Source organism: Cytobacillus firmus NBRC 15306, from assembly GCF_001591465.1.
Taxonomy (GTDB): Bacteria; Bacillota; Bacilli; order Bacillales; family Cytobacillaceae; genus Cytobacillus; species Cytobacillus firmus.
In genome coordinates this window covers 1-17,020 of the sequence record NZ_BCUY01000079.1, presented here as the reverse complement: position 1 = coordinate 17,020, position 17,020 = coordinate 1, and the positions used below count along the sequence as shown (strand labels likewise).

The 17,020-nt window shown below is 42.7% G+C and carries 16 protein-coding genes; 12 read left to right on the top strand and 4 right to left on the bottom strand.

Annotated elements, in window-relative coordinates:
- Positions 1-82: 82 nt before the first annotated feature.
- A complete protein-coding gene (locus BFI01S_RS17545; protein WP_035333117.1) occupies positions 83-1,087 on the top strand; it encodes an ABC transporter permease in 1,005 nt (334 codons plus the stop codon).
- Positions 1,088-1,141: 54 nt separating this feature from the next.
- Positions 1,142-2,002: a nickel transporter permease gene (gene nikC, locus BFI01S_RS17540; protein WP_051488996.1), complete on the top strand. Its 861-nt coding sequence runs from the start codon at positions 1,142-1,144 to the stop codon at positions 2,000-2,002.
- Between the two features lie 60 nt (positions 2,003-2,062).
- On the opposite strand, the gene BFI01S_RS17535 is transcribed toward nikC, so the two are convergent.
- The 3 genes from BFI01S_RS17535 to BFI01S_RS17525 form a co-directional block, all read right to left on the bottom strand.
- On the bottom strand, positions 2,063-3,142 hold the full coding sequence (locus tag BFI01S_RS17535) for an FUSC family protein (protein WP_061793762.1): 1,080 nt from the start codon (positions 3,140-3,142) through the stop codon (positions 2,063-2,065).
- A gap of 260 nt (positions 3,143-3,402) precedes the next feature.
- Entirely contained in the window at positions 3,403-7,875 is a 4,473-nt protein-coding gene (locus tag BFI01S_RS17530) for a glutamate synthase-related protein (protein ID WP_061793763.1), read from the bottom strand.
- Between the two features lie 410 nt (positions 7,876-8,285).
- Positions 8,286-9,581, bottom strand: a complete 1,296-nt coding sequence (locus BFI01S_RS17525) for a glutamate-1-semialdehyde 2,1-aminomutase (RefSeq protein WP_061793761.1) — start codon at positions 9,579-9,581, stop codon at positions 8,286-8,288.
- A gap of 192 nt (positions 9,582-9,773) precedes the next feature.
- Here BFI01S_RS17525 and BFI01S_RS17520 point away from each other — a divergent pair, with 192 nt between their 5' ends.
- From BFI01S_RS17520 to perR, 9 genes are all read left to right on the top strand, one after another.
- Complete coding sequence (locus BFI01S_RS17520; RefSeq protein WP_061793760.1) at positions 9,774-10,781, top strand: ABC transporter ATP-binding protein; 1,008 nt, start codon at positions 9,774-9,776, stop codon at positions 10,779-10,781.
- A 33-nt stretch (positions 10,782-10,814) separates the two neighbouring features.
- Positions 10,815-11,606, top strand: coding sequence for an ABC transporter permease (locus tag BFI01S_RS17515; RefSeq protein WP_061793759.1), 792 nt, complete (start codon positions 10,815-10,817; stop codon positions 11,604-11,606).
- A gap of 3 nt (positions 11,607-11,609) precedes the next feature.
- Positions 11,610-12,395, top strand: a complete 786-nt coding sequence (locus tag BFI01S_RS17510) for an ABC transporter permease (protein WP_061793758.1) — start codon at positions 11,610-11,612, stop codon at positions 12,393-12,395.
- 136 nt (positions 12,396-12,531) lie between these two features.
- A complete protein-coding gene (locus tag BFI01S_RS17505; protein ID WP_061793757.1) occupies positions 12,532-12,945 on the top strand; it encodes a potassium channel family protein in 414 nt (137 codons plus the stop codon).
- A 72-nt stretch (positions 12,946-13,017) separates the two neighbouring features.
- Complete coding sequence (bcp, locus tag BFI01S_RS17500; protein WP_061793756.1) at positions 13,018-13,494, top strand: thioredoxin-dependent thiol peroxidase; 477 nt, start codon at positions 13,018-13,020, stop codon at positions 13,492-13,494.
- A gap of 150 nt (positions 13,495-13,644) precedes the next feature.
- On the top strand, positions 13,645-14,097 hold the full coding sequence (locus tag BFI01S_RS17495) for a Rossmann-fold NAD(P)-binding domain-containing protein (RefSeq protein ID WP_501162078.1): 453 nt from the start codon (positions 13,645-13,647) through the stop codon (positions 14,095-14,097).
- Positions 14,034-14,234, top strand: coding sequence for an NAD(P)-dependent oxidoreductase (locus BFI01S_RS24620; RefSeq protein ID WP_315363973.1), 201 nt, complete (start codon positions 14,034-14,036; stop codon positions 14,232-14,234). Before BFI01S_RS17495 ends, BFI01S_RS24620 begins: the two co-directional genes overlap by 64 nt.
- Position 14,235: 1 nt before the next feature.
- Positions 14,236-14,793 (top strand): cob(I)yrinic acid a,c-diamide adenosyltransferase, encoded by a 558-nt coding sequence (locus BFI01S_RS17490; protein ID WP_061793754.1) that lies wholly within the window; start codon positions 14,236-14,238, stop codon positions 14,791-14,793.
- A gap of 108 nt (positions 14,794-14,901) precedes the next feature.
- Positions 14,902-15,339, top strand: a complete 438-nt coding sequence (gene perR, locus BFI01S_RS17485) for a peroxide-responsive transcriptional repressor PerR (protein WP_166672513.1) — start codon at positions 14,902-14,904, stop codon at positions 15,337-15,339.
- Positions 15,340-15,453: 114 nt separating this feature from the next.
- Here the strand turns inward: perR and BFI01S_RS17480 are convergent, their stop codons facing one another.
- Positions 15,454-15,810, bottom strand: coding sequence for a YgzB family protein (locus BFI01S_RS17480; RefSeq protein WP_061793753.1), 357 nt, complete (start codon positions 15,808-15,810; stop codon positions 15,454-15,456).
- Positions 15,811-15,960: 150 nt separating this feature from the next.
- Between BFI01S_RS17480 and BFI01S_RS17475 the strand changes: the two genes are divergently transcribed.
- Positions 15,961-16,836: a nucleotidyltransferase-like protein gene (locus BFI01S_RS17475; protein WP_061793752.1), complete on the top strand. Its 876-nt coding sequence runs from the start codon at positions 15,961-15,963 to the stop codon at positions 16,834-16,836.
- Positions 16,837-17,020 lie beyond the last annotated feature (184 nt).

Here is a 17,020-nt window from a genome sequence, read left to right as displayed (position 1 = left end):
TGAGAGGCTCGTCTTGTGCTTGTCGGGGGTGACCAAGGCGCTTGCGCTTTTCTTAATAACCTTCAAGAGAGGTGAGATGGCAATGCTGTCCTACACACTTAAACGTCTGTTTTCCCTTATTCCCGTTCTGTTGGGGCTTTCCCTTATCGTCTTTTTTATGATCCGGGCAATACCCGGTAATCCTGCACAGATTATTTTAGGACAATTGGCGACAAAAGAAGCGGTAGAGGAATTAACGAAGCAGCTGGGGCTGGACCAGCCTTGGTACCTTCAATATTTTACATATCTAGGCGGGCTTATTACGGGGGATCTTGGAGAATCACTCCGGACTAAAACGGAAATAAGCCAGGAAATCTGGCCTTATCTGGCTGCAACAATTGAACTTACATTCGTTGCCATGTTAATTGCTGTTTTTATCGGTGTGAATGCCGGTATCATCAGTGCCTGGTATCAGAATTCATGGTTTGATTATGTGGCAATGGTGCTGGCGCTTATTGGCGTTTCCATGCCAATCTTCTGGCTCGGCTTAATGGAGCAGTGGGCATTTGCCATTAAGCTGGACTGGCTTCCTACATCGGGAAGGGAAGAAGTAAGAAATCCGATTGAGGCCATTACGAACATATATATGATTGATACTCTCCTGCAGGGAAGGATGGATCAATTCTGGGATGTCATCAGACACTTGATTCTGCCGGCATTTGCCCTGGCAACAATTCCAATGGCGATCATTGCGAGAATTACCCGTTCTACGATGCTTGAAGTAATGAGATCTGATTTTGTCAGGACGGCGAGGGCAAAAGGCTTAAGAATGTTCTGGGTCGTGTATAAGCACTCATTAAAGAATGCCATCATTCCAGTTCTTACGATTATCGGTCTTCAAATGGGATTATTGCTTGGAGGCGCCATTTTAACTGAAACAATTTTCAGCTGGCCGGGAATTGGACGATATATTTATGAGGCTATCAACTATCGGGACTATCCTGTTATCCAGTCAGGCATACTTATCATTGCATTTATCTTTGTTATGATTAATCTAGTGGTGGACTTGCTGTACGCAGCAATTGATCCGCGGATTAAATATAATTAAGGAGGGGGAACGGACTTGGAACTTTCAACACAAAAAGACCTTCAGCCGCCTATTATGCCAGCTGAAGAAAAAGCGGTTTCCCCCTGGGTGGAAGCATGGAGGAGCTTTAGAAAAAATAAACTGGCTTTAATTGGCACCATTATTGTATTATTTTTTGTTCTGCTTGCTGTATTTGCACCGCTTATTGCGCCGCAGGGAATTAATGAACAGGTGCTGTCAAAAAGGCTTCAGGCGCCATCAGGCGAGCATTGGTTTGGAACAGATGACTTCGGCCGGGATATCTTTTCAAGGGTTGTTTACGGGGCAAGAATCTCATTATGGGTAGGTTTTCTGGCCGTAATAGGATCTATTGTAGTTGGATGCCTTTTAGGTGTAGTAGCAGGATATTATGGCAAATGGGTTGATACTATCATCTCCCGCATTTTTGATATCATGCTTGCTTTCCCAAGCATATTGCTGGCCATTGCGATTGTGGCCGTTCTTGGCCCATCATTGAGAAATGCCCTGATTGCCATTGCGGTTATCAATATTCCCAACTTTGGCAGACTGATCCGTTCAAGGGTGCTGAGTGTCAAACAGGAGGAATATATTATGGCTGCAAAAGCGATTGGGATGAGCAACAGCCGTATTCTCTTCAGGCATGTACTGCCAAATAGTATGGCGCCGATAATTGTGCAGGGAACACTTGCGATTGCAACTGCCATTATTGAATGTGCTGCCCTGGGATTCCTTGGCCTCGGTGCAGAGGCGCCAAATCCTGAATGGGGAAAAATGCTCTCTGATGCTAAGGCATATCTAATACAGGCCCCATGGACGATGATCTTCCCCGGGCTTGCGATTATGCTTACGGTTCTAGGTTTTAACTTAATGGGTGACGGATTAAGGGATGCACTTGATCCAAGAATGAAGAACTAACAAAAAAAGCAGCTGATTTCAGCTGCTTTTTCCTATGAATGTTAGTTGATATCCTCCAGTCTATTCGGCGTTCTCAGGTATGGAAACCTCATTTTCCTCTTTATGATATGCCTGAAAACTGGATATAAGTTTATCAAGGTGTTCCACATGTTCATCGTAATCAACAATAGATGATACCACCTGCATGATATGCGGGAGAATGGATTCTTCATCATGTTCATGTTCTTTTTGCTGAGCCAGGAAAAGGTTCACCAGTTCCTTTCTGCTCAGGCTGAAGTCACCTTCCTCAAACACTACATTCGGACGAACTTTCCCAATAAATTTAAGCATGACGTGTTCATGATAATGTATAAGAATATCAAGCTGCTGCTGCACAGCATGCTGGAATTCTTCAGGCATTTGCTGCAGATCATTTTCAAAGCGATGAAGCTTTTTTAATGTTTCCAGCGAGCGTTTAACAGTGGAAATCATTTGCCGGTATATAACGAGTTTCCTGGATTTAACCAGATCATTTCGTTTAAAATAATTTCTTTCCTCTTTATACATTAAGTACAGCTGTTCAAGCTTAACATTGCTGTCTTTCATTTTATCAATATCGTTTTTCAGCAGTCTGTGTTCAGATGCATGACGAATGGTAAGCCTGATCCATTTGGTAATTTCCTCTGTGTTATTGGATATTTTAAAGTAAAGCTTGTTTTCGTATTTTGGAGGCAGAAATACAAGGTTAACGATAAAAGCTGACATTACCCCGAGCATAATGGTTGAGAATCGAATTAGAGCAAATTGCAGAAAGGTATCGCCCGGTGTCTCCATAATGACAATCAGGGTTACAAGTGACAGGCCAATTGTGTTTTCAATTTTAAGCTTTAGATTAATCGTGATAACCATAATAGCTGCCAGACCTATGATGAAGACATGGTTGCCGAATAAAAGCACAAAAATCACGGCAATTAATGCGCCGATTGCGTTACCCTGGATCTGTTCCACAATAGAAAGATAAGATCTGTATATGGTCGGCTGAACGGCAAAAATAGCGGCAATTCCTGCAAAGATAGGAGCAGGCAGATGAAAGAGTTCTGATAATAATAGAGCTAGAATGATTGCGATTCCCGTCTTTAGAATGCGGGCGCCAAGTTTCATACAATATATGTCCTTTCTTTCATTAAAGTTTGGTTCATTAGAAAGCAGGCTGGATTAAACCGTAAAAGCAGTAATTATACATACTTTAAACGATTTTGCTCATTGTTAAACAATATTGTACTATACAGGGATATGGAAAGAAGTTCAAGGGGCATTTTGATGAAATTATTATTAAAAGTTAGTAAAAAAGTTAATGGTGCCTTATAGAATACAAAAAGCCCCATCCGTAGAAACGGATGGGGCTTGCTTGGTGCAGATGATCACTCTGTGGAAACGGAAGGATCTGCCTGCTCTTTGACCGGAATGACTTGAACGAAGTGGTCTTCCGGATGATTAAGAAGGGAAGCCAGCTCTGAAGCTTCTTCTGTCTGGCCTTGATCTTTAAGCAGTGCAACGTATTGGCCAAGCAGTTCTTTTACATCTTCCTTTCCTTTATCGGAAAGAGAAGTGACGGAGACTTTAGCTCCCTTGGCAATTCTGCGCTGGATGGCTTCTTTTGTTAAACCCATTTCAGGCTGGTGTCTTAAGTAAACAACACCGCCTGTCATTCCTGCGCAGATCCATGGACCGGCATCGCCAAGGACCAGACCTCGGCCATTCGTCATATATTCAAAGGCAAACCCTTTAATATTGGCATTGGAACCAATATTGCCGTATTCCTTTTCAGGCAGCGGCTTTTGCAGCTGGCCGCCGATAATCATATCCGCTCCGGATAATCTGATTCCGGCACGGGCGTCTGCATTTCCTTGAGCTACAAGCAAGCCTTGCTGAGCTCCATAACCAAAGCCTTTACCGACAGAGCCATTATAAAACTTGCCATTCTTGCCTTTTGCTTTAAAGATTTTAATTTGTCCGCCGAACGAAGTTTTTCCGATGCCATCCTGAGCGCCTCCGGCAACTTCGATGTTGATGCCGAAGCTGTTATAAGCTCCAAGGCCATTGCCCGGGATGGATCCGCCTTTGTATTTCAAATCTACTTCCGGAAGAGTTTTATAAGAACCGTCGAGTCTGTTTCTTACACGGTGGCAGGAAACCCGGCTTCCCAGTACCCGCTGCTCGGAAGTGACACTATGGAATTCACGTGACTGATCCAGCTCTTCTACACTTGCATCGAGATACTCTGCTCCAACAGCTACCTGCAGCTGGGCTTCCTGCACGGCTTCAGGTGCTTCCTGGGCTGAGAATTGGCCGATTTCAAGCGTTTTCAGCAGGTGAGTCAGGTCAAGCTGATCCTGTCCCTTAATCTGTACAAGCAGATCAGAACGGCCTACTGCATCCTGCAGATTTTTTATGCCAATAGAAGCTGCCAATGCTTTCAGTTCGTCGCCAAAAGCAGTAAACAGGTTCATGATGCCTTTGACAGCAAGATCGAATTGGCGCGGAACAAATCTTCTTAAACCATGTTCCTTCGCCTGTGCCTCTGAATCTATTTGTGTTGCAATCCCAACATGGCAAGTATCAAGATGACAGCCGCGGCATGTCGTACAGCCGATAGCAAGCATGGAGAGTGTACCAAAGCCTACACGGTTAGCACCCAGAAGCATAACTTTCAATACGTCTGCAGCACTCTTGATGCCGCCATCAGCCCAAAGCTCCACATTATCGCGGATGCCTGCTTCGAGCAGGGCGTTGTGAGCTGCCTTTACACCAATTTCAACTGGAAGGCCTACGTGCTGCAGGGCGTGAATTCTCGCTGCCCCTGTACCTCCGTCAAAGCCGCTCAGTGTGATTATATCAGCACCAGCCTTTGCAATCCCGACTGCAATGGTTCCGATATTCGGTACAACAGGCACCTTAACAGCAACTTTGGCTTTGTCATTGGCTGTCTTAAGTTCGTGAATCATCTGTGCCAAATCTTCAATCGAGTAGATGTCATGATTGTTGGAAGGCGAAATCAAATCCGAACCAATTGTAGCATTACGCGCCTCTGCAATTTTTGCCGTAACCTTGGATCCCGGAAGGTGACCGCCTTCACCAGGCTTTGCACCCTGCCCAATTTTTATTTCCAGCAGGTTGGATGAATTCAGGAGCTCGGCATTAACACCAAAGCGTCCTGATGCTACCTGCTGTCCGCGGGTTCTCGGATATTTTCCAAGCATATCCTTGATTTCTCCGCCTTCTCCATTCAGGCTCACCATGTTCAGCCTGTCAGCACCCTCTGCATAGGCTCTAAAGGCAGTTTCATTCTGAGAACCAAAGGACATGGAGGAGATAACAAATGGCAGATCATGCTCGCCCACATGCAGGCTGATATCTTCTGGCTTTAGATGAGAAGCCGTTTCCTTAAATCCGGTTAAATGGCGGATTGTTGTCGGGTTCTGGTCTTCCTGTTCAGTGATTTTTTCCTTGTAAGCACTATAGTCACCAGTCGATGCCACTTCGCCAATCGCTTTCCAGATACGCGGGAAAAGGCTGAACGTTTTTCCGATCCGCTCTTTTTCATTATGGTAATCTTCAGCTCTGGCAAACGCGTCTTCCTTTAAAGTGCTAAAGCTGAATGACAGGTCTTTAGATCCGAAGAAATTTACGATATTCAGGTATTCTGCTAATTCTTCATGAAGACCGATAGCAGAGAATAATCGTCCATAGCCTCTTAATTCATGAATGCCGATTGTTGAAATAACTTTTTCAAGGCCTTTGGTCAGTGCTGAGTATAAATTCTTCAGCGGTGTTTCAGATTCGCCCAGAACGGTCATAAACATATAGTAAGGACTGATAATATCGGCACCTAAACCGAATGCTGTGATAATATCATGAAGCGATCTGATTGAAGCCGAGCGCAGCAATAGGGAACACTCACGGCGCATTGCTTCTTTGACAAGAGCCTGATCGATTGCAGAGACTGCCAGGTGCGGATCAATCCAGTAAGCATTCTCCTGATGAGCATTGGCGTCGTCCAGTACAAGCAGGGTTTTGCCATTTTTGACAGCATCAACTGCTTCTGCTGATAAACGGTCTAAAGCTTCTTTTACCGTTTCATCTTTCGTAAATGTGGAAGATAAATAAGATATCAGCTTTTGTTCCTGATAGAAGGCGGTTACCTGGTCGTAGCTCGGCTGATTTAATTCATCGGAACATTCAAAGCCTGCTTTGCCTTCTATTAAAATAGGAGTCTGCAATTCAATTACGGCTCCTTGCTCCTGTTTTTCAAATAAAGAAGGACGCTGGCCAATAATTGTGCGGGTTGAGAAATGCTCAGTTTCCCGGTCACGGTCAATGGCAGGGTTTGTAACGACAGCAACACTTTCCTTAATAAAATCTGCGATGTTTTTCCGCTGAGGATTGAGTGCTGCTAAAGGTGAATCGTGTCCAAGAGAACGAATTGGCTCCGCTCCTTTTTCTGCCATTTGCTCGACAAGCTGGACATGGTCTCTCTCCCAGCCAAACGCTTTATACTGCCCGTTATGAACCTTATCCGGGTAATTCACAGAAATGGTTTTTTCCAATTTTGGTGACTGCAGGCGAATCCTGAAGTTTTCAGCGTTTACTCTCTTTGAAAATCTGTTAAAAACTTCAGCCTGATAATGGCTGTGCTCGTAAACAGCCAGTGTATCACCGTCCCATTTCAGCCCCACCTTTTCACCTGGTGATAGCGGTTTAGGCTCATTAACATATTCGCTGGATGGGATGATTCCGGGTTCTGATGAGAACAGGTAGGAGCTTTCGGTTTCAAGCATCCACAGCGGGCGAAGGCCCAATGCATCGACACTGAACACTGCCTCATCGGCAAATCGGGAAATAATTCCTGCTGGCCCCTGGGCAAAATGTCCCCATGCTTCACGAATATAGGTGTACATATCCTGAAGATGATCAGGGTATGACTTGATTTCATTCACGATAGGAGGGAACATGACGTCCATTGCTTCAAAGAGAGTATAGCCGTCACGGCAAATAAATGTTTCGAGCGTTCTGCTCAGATCCTGTGAGTCACTGCCGTCTTTTACTAGCGGAACGCCGACCATTTTGGCTTCATCCCTAAGCTTGGCAATGGTGTTGATTTCCCCATTGTGTCCCAGCACGCTAAAAGGCTGCACGCGAAAAAAGCTTGATAATGTGTTAGTTGAATAGCGATTATGCCCAAGCGTCATAGTTGAAGCAACAAGAGGGCTTGCCAGGTCATGATAATATTTCGGAAGAATATCTCCGGCTCCCATAACTTTGTAAACAGCATGATGCTGGCTAAGGGAGGCGACATGGACATGCTCGTCTTCTTCAAAATCAACGATTAATTCAAACAGCTTTTTGGAAAGCTCTGCACCATTCGATTCTGCTAAACAGGCAAACTGCCAGAATACTGGATTTTCCTGTATGGCAATCGGTCCTAAAGCTGATGATTCAGTTACTTTGTCAGATGCATAAATAACCGTCAGATTTGCGTCAGTGAGTTTTTGCAGCAAGATAGCTTTCAGTGATTCAGTATCCTGCTTTCTGGACATAAATACATGTCCAACCACAAATCCTTCTTTTTCCGCTGCTTTAGAATCGGCTCCCGCTTCCTTTAACTTCTCTTTCCATAGCTCTCTGGGGATATCAATATGGATCCCTACACCGTCGCCTTCTCCATTAATAAAACCGGCACGGTGATTCATCGTAACAAGTGCATTGATACAGCTAAAAATATTTTCGCGGGTTGGGATTTTCTTTTTCTCCATTGCAGAAACGATGCCGCAAGCATCGTGCTCCTGGCGGTGAAACTCTTTAAAAAGTGAAGGACTCCATTGCTGTAATGTCATAAAATTCGGCTGAAAATAAGGCTGTGCCTTAAAGCCGTTCACCTCCTGAAAAATAGTAATCTATAAATTTTTTTTGTTTACGGGTTTTAAATGAGGGTGGTGCAAAGTTATTTTTGGTTTGAAAGGTAAATGCATAGAGCATTTATTGAATGAATAGTTGGATAATTCGGGATATGCTGCAGGACATAATGTTCTTTATGTCAGCAAAATCCGCTCTTACACAAAAGATTTCTCCCATCATATCATATGAATTTTCAGAAATCAATTAATTATACAAAAAGTTGGATATGGTTTGAGGGAGGATAAAGGGTTTTGTATAAAAAAACTCCATAATTGTAAACGTTTTCATTAATGTAAATAAAGAAAACGGAAGCATTCCTGCTCCCGCTGATGTATAAAATAGTGAATATTTATTCGCTTTTTAATTGCTGAAATGCGTTTTGCACCGCATGAATGGTGGCGTGTATATCTTCTTCCGTATGCGCGATGGTGATAAACCAGGCTTCATATTTTGATGGAGCCAGGTTTATTCCTTGATTGAGCATCAGCTTGAAGAACTTTGCAAACATTTCTCCATCTGTATTTTCCGCCTGCTCATAATTCACCACTTTTTCTTCCGTAAAGTAGATTGTCAGGGCGCCTTTTAATCGATTAATGGTAATTGGGATGCTATGTTCTTCAGCAGCCTCGCTAATCCCTTTTTCAAGCATTTCTCCCAGTCTGTCCAGATATTCATAGACACCCGGCTGCTTCAAAACTTCGAGACATGCAATTCCTGACAAAATCGACGCTGGATTTCCAGCCATTGTACCAGCTTGATAGGCAGGACCTAAAGGAGCTACTGTTTCCATAATTTCTTTCTTTCCGCCATAAGCACCGATTGGAAGGCCTCCTCCAATGATTTTCCCCATGGCTGTCAAGTCCGGTTTTACACCAAGCAGATCCTGAGCGCCGCCATACATAAAACGGAAAGCTGTGATGACTTCATCATAAATGACAAGCGCACCGGCTGCATGTGTTAATTCGTTAACCTGTTCCAGGAACCCTGGTTTTGGTTCAACAATTCCAAAGTTGCCGACAATCGGTTCCACCAGCACAGCAGCAATCTGGTCGCCCCATTTTTCCAGTGCTTCCTTATACGGTTCGATTTCATTGAAAGGAACCGTGATCACTTCCTGGGCAATGCTCTTTGGAACTCCGGCAGAGTCAGGCGTTCCGAGTGTTGAAGGACCTGAGCCTGCAGCAACCAGGACAAGATCGGAATGGCCGTGATAGCAGCCGGCAAACTTAATGATTTTGTCCCTGCCTGTATAGGCCCTTGCAACACGGATCGTTGTCATAACGGCTTCAGTTCCCGAGTTGACAAAACGGACTTTGTCCAAATTAGGCATTGCTTCCTTAAGCATCTCGGCGAATTTCACTTCATGAGGTGTCGGAGTTCCATATAATACTCCGCGCTCAGCAGCTGTTTTTATTGCTTCTGTAATATGCGGATGGGCATGCCCGGTAATGATGGGACCGTATGCAGCCAGATAATCAATATATTGATTGCCGTCCACATCCCAGAAATAAGCGCCCTGTGCCCGTTCCATTGCAACCGGCGAGCCGCCGCCAACTGCTTTATAGGAGCGGGAAGGACTGTTTACCCCTCCGACAATATGTTCTAAAGCTTGTTTATGCAGCCGTTCAGAATTAGTAAATTGCATGTTAATCCTCCTGATAAAATCCATTTATACGTCCGTAATTATTTTAACATGTTTGGAAGGGGCTTCGTCCAATCTAAGTGAAGGCGGATTATTCTGTATTTTAATAATATGAATTGAAGCAATCTAGTTGTGAAGAAGGCGCTGTTTGTCTAAACTATTTCATTAGGGCATTAATTGGCAGGAGGAGTAAAGATGAAAGATGCAATAACAGTCCGGAACTTAAAAAAGGAGTTTAAAGCTTATTCCAGCCGCTCCGGATTAAAGGGTGCTTTCCGCGACTTGCTTACAAGGAATTATAAAATTGTACCGGCAGTTAACAATATCAGTTTTCAAGTAAAGCAGGGGGAGATGGTTGGGTATATTGGTGAAAATGGAGCCGGGAAGTCAACTACCATAAAAATGCTGACGGGGATCCTGACCCCAACAAGCGGTGAAGTGATCGTGAATGGAATGAACCCTCATAAAGACCGTGAAAAATTCGTCAGCACGATTGGAGTTGTCTTCGGCCAGAGATCTCAGCTTTGGTGGGATATTGCTGTTCAGGAATCCTTCAGGCTCCTCAAGAAGGTGTACAAAGTATCTGATGAGCAATACGACAGTCATATGGCACATGTTATCAGAACCCTGGATATTGAACCTCTGCTCGATAAGCCGGTCCGGAAGCTCTCACTCGGGCAGAGAATGAGGTGTGAACTGGCAGCGGCACTCATCCACAATCCGCCGCTCTTGTTCCTGGATGAGCCTACTATCGGGCTTGATGTGCTTGTTAAATTGAAAATCAGGGAGTTCTTAAAAGAAATAAATGAAAAATATAATACAACCATTCTGCTGACTACTCATGATCTGTCGGATATCGAGGCGTTGTGCGAACGCGTAGTGATGCTGGATGAGGGAAAAATCATTTATGATGGAGCATTAAAAAGCCTGAAGGAAAAATGGGGAGAAGGGAAGGAAATAGAATTCAAGTTCCTTGAAGAAGTGACCCTGAACGACTTAAACCGAATAACGGCTTCATCGGAAGTGAAATGGGAAAAGGATGAGAAAGAAGCGATCTTTACAGCCTTTGCAGAGGATAATGATGAACTGATTTCCCTGCTGATTGCCAAAGTGGTTGCGGATTTGAAAGTGAAAGACATCAATATTAAAGAAACTTCAACAGAGGAAATCATAAGAAATATTTATGACCGGGGGATATCTTAATGAAAGAATTTATTTTTACCCGGGGGTGTTCCTGTGGATAAGTATATCGAAATGATTCGGATCCGCTTTTTGATGATGCTTGCCTATAGAACAAATTATTATACAGGTATTCTGATCTACAGCATTAATATTGGTGCTTACTATTTTTTGTGGAGCGCCATTTATGGAGAAAAAGATGCAATTGAGGGTATGTCTGTGATTCAGATGTCGACATATGTGGCTGTAGCCTGGATGGCAAGGGCATTTTACTTTAATAATATAGACCGGGAAATGGCTGCTGAAATTAAAGAAGGAAAAGTAGCGGTGGAGCTGATCCGCCCATATAATTATTTGGGCATGAAAACCATGCAGGGATTGGGGGAAGGAATATTCCGTCTCTTCTTTTTCTCCGTTCCGGGTATGTTTATCGTCTCGTTTATTTTCCCGCTCCAATTTTCTGCGGATTGGACGACCTGGATTTTCTTTGCGATATCGATTGTATTAAGTTTTTTTATTAATACGCAAATTAATTTGCTGACAGGTATTACCACTTTCTTCCTATTTAATAACACTGGGCTTATCCGGGCGAAAAGAGTTGTGATTGATCTCTTTTCCGGCCTTCTGATTCCTATCAGCTTTTTTCCGGTATGGGCACAGGATGTATTAAAATTTCTGCCCTTTCAGGGTATCAGCTATGTGCCGAGCATGATTTTTACTAAAAGCTTTTCAGACAACGAAGCCATCCAGGCGATTATTATGCAGGGAATCTGGGTTCTGCTTCTGATCATACCCATTCAGGTTCTGTGGGTCATAGCGAAAAAACAGCTCATTATTCAAGGAGGGTGACGCATGTTTTATATAGCCATTTTCTTTCAATATGTCGCCCAATATATGAAAACAAGAATGCAGTACCGTGCAGATTTACTTGTAGAGGTCTTTTCAGATCTTCTATTTCAGGCAGTCAATTTAATCTTTATCTTAGTCGTCTTTGGCCATACAAATCTGCTTGGCGGCTGGACGAGGGATGAAATCATCTTTATTTACGGTTTTTTCCTTGTGCCTTATGCGCTGTTTTCATCTTTCTTTAATATTTGGGATTTTAATGAGAGATATATAGTAAAAGGTGAACTCGACAGAATATTAACCAGACCGATCCATAGTTTGTTTCAAATCGTATTGGAGCGGATGGAGCTTGAATCTTTGTTTGGGGCGGTAACAGGCATTGCTGTTATGATCTACGCCGGAAATAACCTTGGTTTAGGGATTTCCTGGACAGACCCGTTCTTGTTTTTCTTATTTGTGACAGGTGGAATGCTTGTATACGGAGGCATCTTTGTCATGATTGCCTGCATCAGCTTTTGGGCTGATGCCAGAACATCAATCATGCCGATGATGTATAACATCGGTAATTATGGAAGGTATCCGGTTGATATTTACGATAGTGTCATACGCTTTGTCCTCACCTGGATTCTTCCGTTTGCCTTTGTGGGTATATATCCGGCTTCCTACTTTCTGGGAAAAGAAGAATGGTTTTTGTACTCCTTTTTAACACCTGTAATCGGAATAGTATTTTTCGGCATTTCGATCCTGACCTGGAATTCAGGTGTTAAGCGATATCGGGGAGCGGGCAATTAGAACTGGGATAAAATCCCGGTTTTTTTTATTGGGCGAACCCGTCCCAATGCAGAAAGAGTTTCCGAGACAGGCTGTCATATGGGAAAGGCCATGAGCGTATAAATGAATTGGAAGGCATTTCGAAATGAGGTGCAGTATGGCTTTTTATTTATCGCTGATTTTAATCGTGCTGTGCATGATCATGAGTCTGCTGACTCTTTTTTCATCCGCCAAGATAAAGGGAAGATGGGTTTCCGTGGAGAATTTCCTTTATCTCATAAGTTTATATGCAACGATTCTGATTGGGTTTGGCCTGATATATATTTGGCTTGATTTACACGGGCTGGTGGTTTTGATGGACGGCACTGAATATATGGAGACCGGTTTCCTCGAGAGGCTGGAGACGGGTTTTTATTTTAGTGCGGTAACCCTTTTTTCTGTTGGGTATGGAGATATCAGTCCTGTTGGAATAGGCAGGCTTATTGCCGTACTGGAAGCGTTAATCGGCTATGTGATCCCGGCCGCATTTGTAGCCAGGGTAGTATTTGATGCAGGTGACCGTGCTTTATAGTGTATCAGTTGTTTTTGACCGCAAAGTTGGATAGGCTTAGAGTAATAAACCTATTCAACAGGAGGAATGAAAATGGCAATTGAAATCGGTAAACCGGCTCCGGATTTTGAGCTCGAGGCCAGCAATGGTGAAAAGGTAAAATTATCAGATTACCGCGGGAAGAATGTTGTTCTGTATTTTTACCCGAAAGACATGACACCTGGCTGCACGACTCAGGCATGTGATTTCAGGGACCAGCATCAGAATTTTGCAGATGTGAATGCAGTCGTTTTAGGAGTAAGCCCTGATCCTCTCAGCAGACATGAGAAGTTTATTGAAAAGCATGGACTGCCTTTCCTGCTACTTGCAGATGAAGACCATAAAGCGGCAGAGGCCTATGGTGTGTGGAAATTGAAAAAGAACTTCGGGAAAGAATATATGGGAATTGAGCGTTCAACCTTTATAATTGACCAGGAAGGCAAGATCGCGAAGGAATGGCGCAAGGTAAAGGTCAAGGGTCATGTCGAGGAGGCGCTGGAGTATATTAAGGAGAATTTGACCCGGCCTTAAATGGGTTGCCTATTTTTTATCGGAACAAGGCTTTTGTCCATTCCGAAGAACAAGTTTTGCATATCATTTTATTAGGGCATACCTCCTCAGATACTTTTTCGAAACGGACCTGAACAGGTTCGTTTTTTTTATAGTTTTTACCATTCAGCGATGGGTGGTATGATGAATGGTAAAAACTATGTTGGAGTGGAGTTTATGAAAATTGTGTCTTCCATTTTGCCTCCCGAAAAGCTGCGCCAGGAAGTAATTCGGGATTTCCCTGAGGGAGATTTCCGGTTTTTCGATGGAATAGAAGCTGCAGGGGAATCCTTTTATAATGCTGAAGTATTTATGACTTATGGAGAAGATCTGACAGAAGAACATATTAATAAAACAACGAAACTAAAGTGGATTATGGTGATGTCAGCGGGAATGGATGAAATTCCGTTGATAACCTGCAAGGAGAAAGGCATCTTAATTACAAATGCAAGAGGAATCCAAAAAATCCCTATGGCTGAATTTGCGCTTGGAATTATGTTAGGGCATGTTAAACAAAAAGCATTGCTGTTTTTGAAAATGAACCTCTGCCTGAAGGGCATCCTTTCTGGAGCATGGAGAATGTGACGGTCACACCTCACCTGTCAAGCAGAACTAAAAACTATTTACCGAGATCTTTTGAAATTTTTAAGCATAACCTTCATACATATATAAAAAATAACAAAGATTATATGAATGTGATCGATCTTGAAAGAGGGTATTGAAATGAGAATCTATACCAAAACGGGGGATAAGGGGACAACATCGCTAATATATGGGCAGAGAGTCAGTAAGAATGACATCCGCGTAGAGGCATATGGTTCGTGTGATGAGGCGAATTCTATGATTGGAATGGCTTTAAGCCATTTGAGAAGCGAGTATTTCAGCGGTAAGGAAAAAGCAGAACAGGTTTTTCATAAGGTGCAGACAGACTTGTTTCATGCAGGAGCAGAACTGGCAACCCCCGCAGGAAAAGAAGTCAAATGGCCGATCAAGGAAGAGGATATTACCTTCATGGAAAAGCAAATTGATGAGTGGGAAGCTGATCTTATATCACTTAATAACTTTATTTTGCCCGGCGGCCATCCTTCGGGAGCGGCATTCCATGTAGCGAGAACCGTTGTCAGAAGAGCGGAACGGTGTGCAGTGTCACTCGGTGAAGAAGTGAATCCGCTCGTTTTAGTCTATTTGAACCGGCTTTCGGATCTGCTGTTCGTTGCTGTGCGATTTGTGAATCACCATTTAGGCACCGGTGAGCAATCATTGCACGATGATAAGAGCTGATTCCCTCTATTAAGGTGTTTGTAATATTGACAAATGTGGTAAAAAATTAGTACACTATTTATAAAGATTATAAAGTAAGAATATTTGTTGGAAAAGAGGTGCATGGCGGTGGCGCATATGGAACTAAAAGAGGCGCTGGATACTTTAAAAGACACTGGAGTACGTATCACTCCGCAGCGTCATGCGATACTTGAATATTTAATAAACTCCATGTCACACCCGACTGCTGACGATATTTACAAAGCATTAGAGGGGAAATTCCCCAATATGAGTGTGGCCACAGTTTACAATAATTTACGAGTATTCCGTGAGGTTGGGCTGGTAAAGGAACTGACATATGGTGATGCATCGAGCCGCTTCGATTTTGTAACCACTCATCATTATCATGTCATTTGTGAAAGCTGCGGTAAAATTGTAGACTTCCACTATCCTGGCCTTGATGAGGTAGAACACCTTGCTTCGCATGTTACAGGTTTTAAAATCAGCCATCATAGAATGGAGATTTACGGAACATGTCCGGAATGTGCAAGTAAAGAAGCTCACTAATAAATTTTAAAGCTGCGGCGCTGTGCTGTCAGCTTTTTATTTTTTGTTCAAATATAAAACCGGCTGCTGGGAGCCGGTCATTGCAGAACTGGAATATGGAAGCAGGAGATAAAATCAGCTCTGCTTCGTATTTTTTTTGTTGTATTTTTCATTAAATTCAACCCCCTCAAGATTTGGATCGAGCGTCAAAGGTTCGTTGCAGTACATGCACATATCAACGCGGCCGAGCATCTTTGTGTGTTTCCCGCAATTCGGGCAAACCACCTGTACGGTTTTTGTTGAAAGCATGCCGATCCAAAAATAAACACCGGTGCTTGCAAGAATGCAGAGCATTCCCAGAAGCATAAATATTGTCATGAGAAGAGCGGAATTCCTAAAGAATATTCCGAGATACATAACGATAAATCCGATAAAAATTAAACTAAGGGCAAATGTACGAATCTTATTAATTTTATTTGAATACTTAGCCATACTGCTCCCTCCTAAAACCTAACTATACCACACTCCTTTTACTGAAATAAATATTAATATAGAATGGTGTCGAAAAATGTCTCACCTTTAGGAAGGATTTCATTTATAATTGTCGAAGATATAGGCTATCAATAAAATGGAGGAATTATGATGGAAGATATTCTCCGTCCTATATACCAGGAACGGGCAAGCCAGACAAACACTCTAGGCGTGATTATGACCGAAAAAATGCAAAAGGCTATTCCTGCTACTGATACATTTGATGCTGTACTGCTGATCCTTGTTGAGGAAGCAGATGAACCTGTATTTGTTAAACATTACACATATAAAGATAAAAAAGCGGCTCTTCATATCGTGACAGATAAGCAGCTTCGCGAATGGATCCTGCTGGGATCGAACCGAAAAATCTTTGACTGGCTCTATAATGGAAAAGTTTTATTTGACCGAAATGAATATATTCATAACCTGAAGGTGGAATTAAGAGAGTTTCCGTTCTATGGGCGAAAATTAAAAATGGGTCTTGAGTTTGCCAAGCTGATCAGACGATATATGGATGGCAAGGCCTTCTTTGAAAACCGCCATTATTTTGATGCCTATAACCATGTTGTTCATTCCCTTCATCATCTGGCCAGGCTTGCTGTTATCGAAAATGGATTCCATCCGGAAGTAACTGTCTGGAATCAGGTAAAGCAAATTGAGCCTGAAATCATGAAGCTGTATGAAGAATTGGTGAATAGCCAGGAGCCGCTTGAAAAAAGGCTGGAGCTGCTGTTCCTTGCAAGTGAATTCTTAATCCATTCGAGAACGAAACAAGGAATCAGTCATCTTGCCGACGTGCTTGCCGAGAAAGAAGAATGGTCCATCCACGATATTATGAACCATGATGAACTTCATTTTTATGCAGTTGACTTAAGCATGCTTCTGGAGTATTTGATTGATAAGCATTTCATAGAAGTAGTGAACATAGAAACAAAAGGTCAGGGGATTTATCACAGGTATTACAAACTCAAAAAAAAATTATCGTAAAAAAACTTTAAAAGCTATTGACCTTTATTTAAATCCTTGTTATATTTATATCCGTCGCTGCGATATGAACTAAAAACATTTTCACAGACGACGGATGATTTAAAAAAAGTGTTGACAGATAAAATCAACACATGTTATATTGATAAAGTCGCTTCTGAGCGATTAGGTAAAATATAACAAAGAG

Excerpts from the sequence above, each read along its gene's own strand:
- nikC (WP_051488996.1), top strand. The coding sequence starts at position 1,142 with ATGCCAGCTGAAGAAAAAGCGGTTTCCCCCTGGGTGGAAGCATGGAGG.
- BFI01S_RS17520 (WP_061793760.1), top strand. The coding sequence starts at position 9,774 with ATGAAAGATGCAATAACAGTCCGGAACTTAAAAAAGGAGTTTAAAGCT.
- BFI01S_RS17535 (WP_061793762.1), bottom strand. The coding sequence starts at position 3,142 with ATGAAACTTGGCGCCCGCATTCTAAAGACGGGAATCGCAATCATTCTA.
- BFI01S_RS17490 (WP_061793754.1), top strand. The coding sequence starts at position 14,236 with ATGAGAATCTATACCAAAACGGGGGATAAGGGGACAACATCGCTAATA.
- BFI01S_RS17545 (WP_035333117.1), top strand. The coding sequence starts at position 83 with ATGCTGTCCTACACACTTAAACGTCTGTTTTCCCTTATTCCCGTTCTG.
- BFI01S_RS17475 (WP_061793752.1), top strand. The coding sequence starts at position 15,961 with ATGGAAGATATTCTCCGTCCTATATACCAGGAACGGGCAAGCCAGACA.
- bcp (WP_061793756.1), top strand. The coding sequence starts at position 13,018 with ATGGCAATTGAAATCGGTAAACCGGCTCCGGATTTTGAGCTCGAGGCC.
- BFI01S_RS17510 (WP_061793758.1), top strand. The coding sequence starts at position 11,610 with ATGTTTTATATAGCCATTTTCTTTCAATATGTCGCCCAATATATGAAA.
- BFI01S_RS17495 (WP_501162078.1), top strand. The coding sequence starts at position 13,645 with ATGGGTGGTATGATGAATGGTAAAAACTATGTTGGAGTGGAGTTTATG.
- BFI01S_RS17530 (WP_061793763.1), bottom strand. The coding sequence starts at position 7,875 with ATGACATTACAGCAATGGAGTCCTTCACTTTTTAAAGAGTTTCACCGC.
- BFI01S_RS17480 (WP_061793753.1), bottom strand. The coding sequence starts at position 15,810 with ATGGCTAAGTATTCAAATAAAATTAATAAGATTCGTACATTTGCCCTT.
- BFI01S_RS17525 (WP_061793761.1), bottom strand. The coding sequence starts at position 9,581 with ATGCAATTTACTAATTCTGAACGGCTGCATAAACAAGCTTTAGAACAT.
- BFI01S_RS17505 (WP_061793757.1), top strand. The coding sequence starts at position 12,532 with ATGGCTTTTTATTTATCGCTGATTTTAATCGTGCTGTGCATGATCATG.